Genomic DNA, 13,120 nt, shown 5'->3' with positions numbered 1-13,120 from the left:
AATAACACAAAAATTAATAATAAAAAATCAAAAGTTTAAAACTTTTGATTTTTTTTATTTATGAGCAATTTTCTTTCTTATAGCAGGGAAAATTAAGACAATACCTAATGTAAGAGCTACTAAAGTTGAAGCAACTATTAATTGAGTAATATTATTTGAGGCTTTGCCACTTTCAATATTATCTCTTAATTGATTATTATTTTTAATTTGTTGTTCAATTTCTTCTAAAGTCTTATCTTTGGCTTGATCTAGAATATTCTGGGTTTTATCTTTATTATTTTGATATTCTTGATGAGTTTTATTATTAACTTTTTCTTTAGCTTCTTCATAAGCATTATTTAAATCAGTTAATGAATTTTGTAATTCTTTAATTTTCTCAATTTTAGCTTTAACAGCATCATAATTTTGTTGAGCTAAAATTTCTTCTATTAATTGCTCTTTAGTTTTTTCACTTAAAGCACTATTATTTTGAATATTTCTAATAGCATCAATTTGTTTATCAATTTCATTTAAAGCTTTATTTGATTGAACTATTTGATCAATTAATTTTTCCTTAGTTGAATTGTTAAATTCACTATTTTCTTTAATTTCTTTAACTTTATCAAAACGTTGAGTTAAATCATTTAATTGCTCATCAAATGTTGCACTATTAATATCTAAATCTTGAACTTTAGATTTTAAAGTTTCATTAGCTTTTTCGTCTGTTGTATCTTTAAGATCTAATACTTCTTTTTTCTTTTTAATATTTTCTTTTAGTTTATTAAAGTTTGCATCATCTAATTCAACTTTAGAAACATTTGTTAATAATTTATCTTTTTGTTCATCTGTTAAATTATTATCCTGATTAATAGCTTGACTTAATTCTTTAAGTTGTTCATAATTATTTAATAATTGATCGAAATTAGAACTATTTTTATCACTATTTATAAGTTTATCTTTAAGTATTTCTTTAACTTTATCATTTAAATTATTGTTTTGATTTAATTCATTAATTTTATCAAGAGTTTCTTTAATATTACTAATTGCTTGATCAAAATTATCATCATTTAATTTTAGATCAGTTATTTGTTTAATTAAATTATCTTTTTCTTCTTTAGTTAAATTATTGTTATTAACAATATCATTAATTAAAGTTAATTCTTTATCTACTTTAGATTTTAAATCATTAAAGTTTTTATCTTTTGGATCTAATTGATTAATAATGTCATCTAATTTATTTTTAAGAGCAGAATCTTCAAGTTTATTAACTGCATCATAAAGATCTTTTTTAGCATTAACATTTTTAATTGTATCAGCAAAATTATTTAAATTATTAGCATTATTATCTCTATCATTGTTATTTAAATCAAGTAGATCTTTAATTAAATCTTCTTTTTGTTTTGCAGTTAATTCATTATTTTGATTCAAGTTTTCAATTAAATCTTTTTTGTCATTTAAATTATTAATAGTATTTTTAAATTCATCAATTTGTTCTTGATTATTTAAATCAGTAGGAATTGTAATTTCTTCTAATTCTTTTAATAATTCATCTTTTTGAACTTGTGTTAATTTAGTACTATTATTAATTTGATCATTAGTTTTATCAAATTTATATTGATAATTTTGATCTCCATCTAATTGTTCTTTTGCATCAATAATATCTTTTTCTAATTTAGTAATTTCTTCTAAATTAGTTGCCAAACCATTTGTTTTATCTAAAACTTTATCAATTTGATCTTTAATTTGATTATATTGATTTTTAGTTTTTTCGCTAGCTGCTTTATAAGAATCATTAGTTTCTTTAGCTAATTCTTTTTCAATAGCTTCTTTTGTATCAACAAGTTTTTTCATTGCTTGATCTAAAGCGTTAGCTTCATTTGTAGTTTTATCTACATCAGCAATTAATAAAGCATTATCAACTTGTGTTTTTAAAGCTTCTTTTTGTGCATTATTTAAATTAGTTAATTGATCAATTGTTTCTTTAGCTTGATCTTGTTTAGCTTTTAAGTTTTCATTACCATCAAGTTTATCAGTTTTATCTTTTAAATCTTGATTTAATTTTTTAATAGTATCAAGATCAATAATATTAGCTCCTTGAGTTTTATTTAATAAATTATTAGCTACATTATTAGTATCTTCAAAAGCTTGTTTTACCTCACTTGAAGCATTTAAATAATCTTTATTTTGATCTAAATTACCATTTTGATCAACTGTAGTTTTTAAATCATTCATTGCTTGATCAAGTTCTGAAGTTAAAGTTTTAATTTTTTCAACTTCAGACATATTAGAAGCATTATTAACTTGATTAATTAAATTTTCTTTTTGAGAATCATTAAGATTTTGTGCGTTTTTAATTGCTTCAATTGCTTTTTCTTTAGATGCATTTAGATTATTTTGACCATCTAAATTATTAATTGCGTTGTTAATTGCTTGATTTTGTTGATTAATTAAATCTTTATTTAATAAATCTATATTGTTAGCTTGTTCTAATTGAGTTAATAATTCTTGAGCTCTAGTAATTTGTGCATCATATGCAACTTTAGCATCATTATTAGCAGCACTATAATCATTTTGAGCTTTAAAAGTATCATTATTATTTAAGTAATTTTTAAGAGTGTTTGTTTCACCATTAATTACTTTATTTAAATTATCAGCATTGTTAATATCTTCTAAAGTATTAGCATTATTAATATTTTTAATTGCCTGTGCTTTTTGAGCATTAGTTAAACTTGTATATTCATTTTGAATTCTATCTAATGCATTTTGTTTAGCAGCATTTACTCTTTCTTGACCGTTTAAAGCTTCAAGAGCTTCATTAAGAGCATTAATTTTATCTTTAACTTGTTGTAAATCTAAATTAGCACCGTTAGTTTTATCTAAATCAAGAGTTTTTTGAGCTAATAAATTATCATAATGAGTTTTTGGATTTTCATCAGCTTGACTATATCTAATATCATTTTGATTTATCACTTGAATATCTTTATATTGTTTCATTGCTTCATCTAATTGAGCAATTTTTTCTTTTAAAGCTTGTGAATTTTCAGCAGTTGCTAAAGTAATTTCATTTCTTAAAGCAGCTTTTTGAGCTTCATTAAGATTTTGTGCGTTTTCTACTAATGTTTTTAAATCCACTTTAGCTACATTATCTGCTTTGGCTTGATTTAATAAATCATTTACTGCTTTATCTCAAGGATTTTCATTTAATTGAGCTGAATTTATTTGAGATTTATATTTGTCTTTTTCATCTTGCGATAAGTTAATTAATTGATCTATAGCAGCTTTAGTATTAGCTTTAGTTTCTTCAAGCACTTCATTTTTAAATTGATTTTCTTGTTCGCTTGAAAGATTTTTATCAAATTGATTAATTTTTTCTTTAAATGCTATTTTTTCTTCGGTAGTTAAATTGCTTACTTGATCAACACCATCTAATAATAATTTTCTTGTTCCGTCTAAATTATTTTGAGCATTGGTTAATTGATTATTAGCATTAGTTAATTTTTGTTCTTCAGTAGTTAAATTAGTTAATACTGGAGTATTAAAAGTTAATTTTTCAAATTCTTTAATTAAATCTTTAGCATTAGTTAAACCATTATCATAATTATCTTTATTGGCTTGTGATTCGCCAGAGTAAAGATTAGAAGTTTTGATAGTATCTTCTTGATTTACTTTAGTTTTTAAATCATTGATTAAAGTGTTTATAGATTGTGCTTTAGTAATGATATTATTTGCTTCTTCATCATTATTGCTATTTTCAATTGCCTCTTTGATTGCCTCTTTGATTGCCTCTTTTTGTGCTTCGCTAAATTGATCTAATTGATTTACTGATTGATCATAAGCGGTTTTATTTTCTTCACCTTTTAAGTTATCAAAAGTATTGGTTAATTGAGTTAATAAATCATTAACAGCATCAAGATCAAAATCTTCACCTTCTTTAGCTAATAAAGTTTGTGCTGCAGTTAATTGAGTTAAATAAGCACTTTGTTGTTCTCTAGTAGCATATTTAAATTTATCTGCTTCTTTTTCTTGTTGTGAATCGAAAGTAACATTTGGATCATTAGTTAAAGCTTTTAATTCTTCAACAACTTTTTCTTTTAAAGCTTTCATAGCATTATCTAAATCTCTAATTTCTTTAGATAATGCGCTTAAAACTTTTTTATCATTATTTTTAAGTCTAAATTCTAATGTTGCTTTTTGATTGTCATTAAGATTTTGTTTATTTTTGATTTGAGTTAATACAGCTTCTTTAAGTTTTTCTTCAGCTTCAACATTAATGATAATTTCATTAATATTTTTATCAAGTTTAAAGTTATTTAAATCAGCTAAAGTTGCCTTTTCAATTTGATCTTTAAAGTTAGCTTTTTCATTTGGTGATAATAAAGCTTGTTGATTTACTTTATTTTTAGCATTAGTTTTAGCTAATTCTAAAGCTTCATTTAATAATGCTTGAATTTCTTCTTGAGTAGCATTATTATTTAGATTTTCTATTTTAGTATTTAAATTAGATTTATCATTTTCACTTAAATGATCAGCCTCTTTAATTAATTTTCTTAATTTTTCTCTTAAACCATCTAATTGAGCAGTAGCTAAATCAATTTTTGCTTTTTCATTAGTGATTTCTTTATTTAATTCACTTAAATTAACATTAGTTAAATCTTTAGCTTTAAATTCATTTAATTTATTTTCCACAGCACTAAGAGCTTGATCAAACTTAGTATTATTTTCAGTTGTATCATTTTTATAAATGTCGGTTTCTTTTTGTTGTTTAGCTTTATTAATACTGTCATTTAAATTCTTAATGTTAGCATTTAAAGTTTTAACTTCATTTAAGTAATTATCTAAAGCATCTTTAGAAGTGATTTTTCCAATTTCTTTTGTAATTTGTTCGTTTTGTTCACTTGATAAATTATCTAGATTGTTTAATGCTTCTTTAGCTTGGTTTTGGTTATTTTCCCCATTAAGAGTATTATAAGTTTGCTCTAAAGTTTGTAATAATTGTTCAACTTGTTCTTTAGTATCATTATCACCAGTATTAACATTTAATATAGCTTTGGTTTCATTGTAAGCATTATCAAATGCATTAATTTTATCTCTATCTGCTAAAGTATATTTTTTATTACTAATAGCTTCAGTTGAATTAATTGTTGCATTATTATTAATTAAATCTTTTGCAATTTGATCAGCTTTATTTTTTAAGTTCTGCATAGCAGTATCAAGTTCTTTTGCGGTTGTTTTAATAGTTTCTAAATCACTATTATCTGATCTTAAAACCTGATTTTTTAAAGCTGATTTTTGATTATTGTTTAAATTGTTTAAATTATCAATAAATTTATTTGCTTCTTGTTTTGAACTATCAGCATTAGCAACACTATTTAAAACACTTTGAACATTACTATCAGGCGCACCATCACCGTTATGATATTCAGTTCGATCAATTTGTTTTTTAAATTCTTGCATTTGTTCAGAATTTAAAGAAGTAATTTGATCAATATGTTTTTTAGCATTTTCTTTAGCTTTAACAAAAGCTTTATCTAAAATTACTTTAACTTTTTCTTCTGTAATAGGTTTTTCTAAATCATTCAATTCTTGAACAAATTGTTCTTTTTCATTAGTTTCTAAATTAATGAAATTATTAATTTGGTTGATAGCGTCATTTCTAATACCATCAAGATTATCCATTTTTTCTTTAGTAGTTTGAGTTTTATTATTTAAATCATTAGTTCAATTATCTAATTGAGTTAATAATTGTAATTGTTCATTGTTAGCATTTAAATTATTTTGTACAGTAGTTAATGAAGTTTCTAAGTCATTTAAAGCATTATTTAATTCATTTTGTCTATTAGCTAAATCACTAGTATAAACTTTTTGATTCTTAATATTTGTTGCTGATTCTTTTTGAGTTTTTGCATTTGCAACAGCTTGATTTAATAATTTAGCTTTTTCAACAATTTCATTAGCTTTAGTTTGACTAGTTTCTTTAGCAACGGCATCTTTTAATGCTGTTTTTTGCTCTTGAGTTAAATTATTTAAAGTATCAATACTTTGATTTACTTCATTTTGTTTATTATTACCATCAAGTGCACCAAAATTAGATTTTAAATTCGTAGTTATTTGATTAATATCACTATTATTTGTTGAACTTTGTGTGCTTAAAGCATTAATTGCATTTGTTAATTGAGCATCATAAGCTGATTTTTTAGTATCATGAGCTAATGCATAATTAGGATTAGTTTTAGCACTTTGATCATTAACATTAGTTACTGATTTTTGTGTTAAATCACTTAATTCTCTAAGAATTTCATCTTTTAATGCTTTCATAGCTTTTTCAAGATTTTCAGCTTTAGTTTTAATCTTAGTGCTTTCAGAAATATTATTTGTTTTAATTTTTTCAATTAAAGCATTTTTTTGCATTTGAGTTAAATCATTTAAAGCTTGAATAGTTGTTATGGCTTGTTTTTTAGTATTATCATTTCTTATTGCTGTACCTGCAGCATTTACAACTGCTTGATCTACTCTGCGTTGATTAAAATCTAAAGTAGCACTTTCCACTCTTTGTTTTAAAGCATCTTTTTCACTAGTTGATAAATATGTTGTAGCATCTATTGTGTTTTTAGCTTTAGTTTTTGATAATGTGAAAGCATTATTAATAATTTGATCATATTGATCTTTAGTTGCATTATTAGCTAATTGATTTACTTGAGATTTAAAGTTTTCTTTTTCTGAATTATTTAAGTTAAAGAATTTATCAAGAGTTTCTAAAGTAACTCTTTTTAAACCAGCAAGAGTATCAATTTCACTTTTTGCATTATTTAAAGCACTATCAATTGAATTATTATCATTATCAATAATAGTTTTTAAATTGCTATCATCATAAATTTTTGCTTTAAGAGTTGTTAATAATTTTTTATTATTATCTAAAACATTTTTAAATGTTTGTTGTTTTTGTGCTGTTTCACTCTTGTAATTATCATTTTCTAGTAAAGCATTCATTGCGTTATTTTGATCTTCTAAAGTTTTTATTTTATCATTTAATAATTTAGCAGCATCAACTATATCTTGAGCTTGATTTTGATCATTAATATTAGTAATTTGTTGTTTAATATTATTTCTTTGTGTGTCGCTTAAGTTAGTTAAATTATTAATTGCTTGATCAAATTTGTTATTATTAGCATCACCATTTAAACTATTAAAAGCTTGTTGTAAAGAAGTTAAAGCTGAAGTAACAGTATCATTATTAGCATTTTGATTATTAACAATATCTAAAGCAGCACGTAATTGTGAATCATAACTTGATTTTAAATTAGTATCAGCTAAAGTATATTTATTAGCAGTTTTATTTTGATTAGAATTAATATCATTTAATAATGGATTTTCTGTTAATTCTTTTAATTCATTCAATAATTCATTTTTTAATGATTTCATTGAATTATTTAATTCACTAGCAACGCTAATTACATTAGCTTCTAAATTATCTTTATCTAAAGTTTTAATTTTTTCTTTAAGATCATTTGTTTGAACACTATTTAAATTAGGATAATTAGTATCGAATGAATTATAAATATTTTCTTTTTCACTATTTAAAGATCTTGCTTTATTATTAACTCTAGTAATTTGAACTATAGCTAATGTTCTTTCTCTTGATTCAACTTCTAAATTAATATCTTGAATTTCTTTAATTAAACTATTTTTTTCATTTTCACTTAAATAAGTTAAGTTTCTTATGATACCTTCTTGTCTTAATTTCAATCCATCTAATTGTGCACTAGCATAATCGACAGAATTTTGATTAGCAACATTTGAAATTAAATCATCTAATAAATTATTTGCTAAACCATCAGTTGAATTAGAACTTAATAAATCTTTAGCTTTATTAATAATACCATCATATACAGTTTTTTTGTTTTGATTTGAAGTGTTATATTCAATTTTTTTAGCACTATTAGTTGCAGTATCAACTTTTGTTTTAAGAGTTGCCATTTTAGCATTAATAGATTTATAATTTTCTAATTCATTTCTAATAGTATTTAAATCGTTTGCTTTATTAATGTTTGCATTAATATCATTTTTTTGTTTTGGATTTAAATTATTTAAAGTGAGTTGAACTTCTTTTAAATAATGTTGTTTTTGAGCTTCTAATAAAATTTGATTAATTTGATCATTTGTTCTTGCACTATTAACACGATTTGTAAATGCTTGTTTTTCAGAAGGAGTTAAATTAGTTAAATCATTAATTTGATTATTAACATTATTTTGATATTGTTCAATGTTTGTTAAATAACCACTTAAAACAATTGATCTTGTTTTAGAAACAATATTAGTAGCATTAGTTTTAGTTGAATTTAAAGTAAAATTAATTGTTAATTGACCAGTATCATCATTTGCATTTAAATTAATAGTATTTACAGTTGCATTATGAGAAGTAATTAAATTGTTAATATTTTTTTTAATTTCTTCTTGCCTTTCGCTTGAAGCTAAAGTATTTTTATTATTATTAATAGTTAATTGTACAGCATCAATTACTTCATTTAATCTTGTTGCTTCTGTTTTAAAATTAAACACTCTAAATTTATAAATTTGATTTCCTGTTGCTGTTTTTCTTAACTCATTAGCATCAACACGAATACTTATATTTGGAACAGTAGTAGAAGTAATTGTATAACTAACTGGTGCTCAACCATTTCTATAATCTTCATTTTGAATTGTAGCTGTTTCAATATTTTCTATTCTTACATTATGAGCAGATAGTTCTTCTCTTCTGTCTAAATTATTAGGATCAGGATAATACATAAAAGTTACATCGCTTGAATTAGTTTTATCAGGAGTAATATTACCTTGTAATCCATCTCTATAACCTACTCAAATTCTCTTAGCTAATTCCTCAATTCTTCTTCTTTCTGCTTCACTATTAGGAGCAAAACCAGTTATAGTATTTGAAGTAGCTTCAGTAGAATATACAAAATGTTCTAAAATACTTCCTGCTGTTCTTAATTGATATTTAATATTTATTGATCCATTATTATTTGCAGCAGCATTTGTTTTTTGAATTTCTTTGATTATAAATAAGAAATCCACAGCATTTGCATCGTTACCCACAACAATATGATATCCATCATCTTTTTTGGTGGCTGTTCTAATAGTTATACCATTATTATTAACATTAGCAACAGCTACACTATTTTTATTTTGATAATCAAATTTATCAACAAAAGTTTTTACAGTATCATTAGCTAATTTTGTAATTCTTTCGTAATTATAGAATTCTTTCATTAAATTATTAAATTCAGTAACAAATACAGTTCCATCAGTTAATGATTCGGGTTTTGAAGCATCTAATCTATCGATTTTATTTCATAAAGCATCTAATTTATTTGAATAACTAGTTTTAATATTTGTATCATTTATATTTTGTGAATTATTAATATATTTTTTGGCTGCGTCTATAACCATTTCTTTATAAAATGGTTTAAAAACTCTTGTAAATAAATAGGTATTTACTTTGGCTGTATTATCAGTGATATTATTATTATTATTATTATAAGTATAGTTATTATATTCTGTTTTAGTAGATACATTTGTGCCATTAATATAAACACCATTTAAATAACCGATAGATCATTTAATTGGTAAATATACAGCAGATCCACTAATATATCTTTTTTTATCTTCTTCTGAAAGAATTTTAGAATCAATATTTTGTACTTCTTTAGCATTTGCTGCACCTTGACCTAAAACGTTATTAGCAACAAAAACCATTAAATCAACTAAAGCATTTAAATCATTAATACTACGGTTATTATTTATTCTTTGAGCATTAGAAAAATCAATATTTGGTAATGATCTTTCAAAAGTATTTTTATCATAAATAACATTTCTATTAAGTTCGCTACCTGTAAATTGACCTTTAAGAGCCTTAATATAATCACTAATAACTTTTTCAAAAACATTAAAATCGTTGATTCTATTAGCAGTTAATCATAAATCATTTGATAAATTTTTTGCACCAGTTATGTAAATACTATTTTTAATATTTCTATAGGTTGGTTCTAAATGATTAACAAAACTTTCATAATTTCTTGATTTTTCTTGAGCTTTAGTTTTAAAACTAGTTAAAATCGTTTGTGCTTCATTTAATTTATTACTAATTGTTGTAGCATTATCACTGTTACTAATAAAAGTACGATAATTAGGATGACCAACTTTATTAACAAATTCATCAAGATAAGTTTTTAAAACCTCTTGAATTTGATTATTGTTATAAGAATTTTGTGTTTTATTATATATATTTAATCTAAATAATTCATTTAATAAATTAGCAATATTATTAGCTCCATCTAAACCAGATCTTCTATTAGTTAAATTATTATACAATGTTTCTAATTGAGTTCTTTTAGCTGATAAATTTGTGTGATTGGTAATATTGTTAACTATATTTGATTCTCTTCGAATTTTGATGGCATTTGTATTAATATTATTATTTAATGAACTTTGATTATATGCAAGAGCGTAATTATCTCTTAATAATTGAATAATATTATTTCTACTACTATTATTACTTGTAGAAAATAATAAATGGTGTTTTCATGTTATTCAAGGAAAACTACTATTAATGCTTTGATTGTTATTATTAGTTTCTAAAAATCTATATACGTTAGTATATGCTTGTTCTAATTTTTGTTGTTCTTGATTTAATAAATTAATTCTTCTTATATAGTCATTTAGACTTGCACCTTGTAAAGCCATAAAGGTATTTTGATCCATATCTCTAGTCATGAATTCATTTAAAAATGTATCTTTTTGGCCTTTAGTTAATCATTCTTTTTTATCTAATTCTAATTTTATTTTGTAATAATCGGTATAATCTCATTCTAAATAAAGATTATTATGATTAGTATTGTTTATATTAGTAGTACCTTGCAAGGCTGTTTTTTTAATAATAAATTTTTTATCTGTATTAATATTACTTGGAATAGAAAATGTTAAATTATTAACATTGATATCACCTGAAGCTGTTGTGATAATAGAAGCTTTAGTTTTATATTCACTATTAGTATTAGAAGTTCTGGCTCAAGTTTGATAACTAGAATTATTTTTTTGAATTTCAAATACTGTTTGATTAGTATTATTTTTAGCCACAATTTTTAAATTAGGTAATTTTTCATTTCTATTGGCACTTTTAATTGCATCGCTAAGTTTTTCTGTTATTACAAGATTTAAATTTTTACTTGCTTTTCTGTGAGAGTGAAAAATATTAGATGCAACTAATCATCTATTATCATTATCTTCTCCATTTTTATGTTGTAAAAATGCTCCACCTATAAATGATTGGCCAGCAGAAGAATAATCATTATTATTTGATTTTAAATTATCAAAGTTTTGTTTTACCTCAAAATCAACAACAACAAAATACATATTATCGTCATTAGCATTATTAAATTGATGTGAAACGTGAATATTAAAAGTTGCTACAGCCCCAATACTTGCTTTTATATCAGCATAAGCATCATTTTGAGAAGCAAACCCAGGAGTTTCTCTAGATCTAATATATCTTCCATTACTTTGTCCATAAAAAACACTTTTTGTATCTAAGTATTTATTTAAAACTCCTACTGGATCACTAGCCTGACTATCAAATCATTTTTTAGGTTTATAAGAATTGTGAATTAAAATATTTGCTACTCCAGCTTTATATGAATCAATTGAAGAAGAACTACCTGTAGCATTACTTGCTATATTATCAGAATACGCATTAATAATTTCTGCATTGTTAATAAAAATTCTCTCGTTATTTTTAGAACTATTAGCATGATAAAATAAATTATTTGCAGGATCGTTACCTCCTGGATTTGTTTTAGATTTAAATGTTCATCTAATACTATCTGCAACATTAAAAAATCTTGAACCACCTACTCCACCTTTAGGAATTTTTACTACATTTATATCAATAGGATTAGTAAATTGTAAATCTTTAGATAAAAACACAGCAGCTGCAGTATGTCAACCATTACCGTAAAATTGACCTCTATGTTTGCCGTCAAAATTAAATACAAATCTCATTTTTTGAGGTTGACCAGGATTTGTCGATAATCAAGTAGTACCATTGTTTAAATATAAAGGATTTTGTCATCCATTATTAGTTTCGAACGTTTTACGATTTCTTTCGGTAGTAAAGCTAGCTAGAGTTGGATCAACAAATCTAACTTTATCATAAACTGTTTTGTCAGTACTACTTACAGTATTATGAACATATCTAGTTTGAAATTCTTGTAATTCTTGTTCTGCTACATATTGTGTGGTTCAAAATTTATTATTAGCCTTATTTCCTAATTCTGGATCAGTAAATTTATCATCTGACATATAATAAATGCTTTCTTGCAAACCAAAAGCACTAGTTTCATTATCTAATTCATTTGTAAATGTTAATGATAATGGTAATAAAGCAGTAGAAGCTAATACTGCACTTGAAGCTATAGAAGCTAACTTAAGAAACTTATTTTTATTCATAAAACTCCTTTTATGTTTAAAAATTGTATTTTGTTAATAAAATTTTTAATAATTAATTTTAATTTTAAGTTAATGAAAATAAAAAATATATATTATAATAGCAAAATAATTCTTATTTTCAAATTTATTTAATTACTTAAATTATATATATATATATATATATAATACAATAATAATTTATTTAAATGCCTTTTTGTCAATATTATAAAATGTTTAAAAATTGAATTTTATTTTAATCCAATTTGCTTATTTTTCTTGATGATATATATAATTTATATTAATTAAATACATCAATTATTTAAATCAAATTAAACGAACAACTAATACTTTAAATGCTTTACGAAATATACAAAATAATTTAAATGCTAAAAGAAATGCTTTAAAAAACAAAAATTGATAAAATTTTAAATTTAATGATGATGAAAAATAAACTTTTAAAAATAAAATTACTTTATTACAAAATTATAACGATATTTAAATAATTGATACTAATAATATTAATTATTTACAAGCAGATTTAGATTTTAAACAAGTTTATAATAAAACGTTAAATGATAAAAATAAACAATAGATAAAATAAAAGGAAATAATTTAAATTTAAATTAACCAAGCAATTAATAATTTAAAAAACACTATCAATAAC

General features: G+C 23.1%; 1 protein-coding gene. It reads right to left on the bottom strand.

Features of this window, described 5'->3' with window-relative positions; translation table 4 throughout:
- Positions 1-54: 54 nt before the first annotated feature.
- Positions 55-12,477, bottom strand: a complete 12,423-nt coding sequence (locus NPA14_RS01040; protein WP_257076164.1) for a hypothetical protein — start codon at positions 12,475-12,477, stop codon at positions 55-57.
- Between the last annotated feature and the right edge of the window lie 643 nt (positions 12,478-13,120).

This window comes from Mycoplasma sp. 1018B (assembly GCF_024582675.1).
Taxonomy (GTDB): Bacteria; Bacillota_I; Bacilli_A; order Mycoplasmatales; family Metamycoplasmataceae; genus Mycoplasmopsis.
Note: the sequence above shows the minus strand (reverse complement) of the source record. Positions and strands in the feature narration are given on the sequence as shown.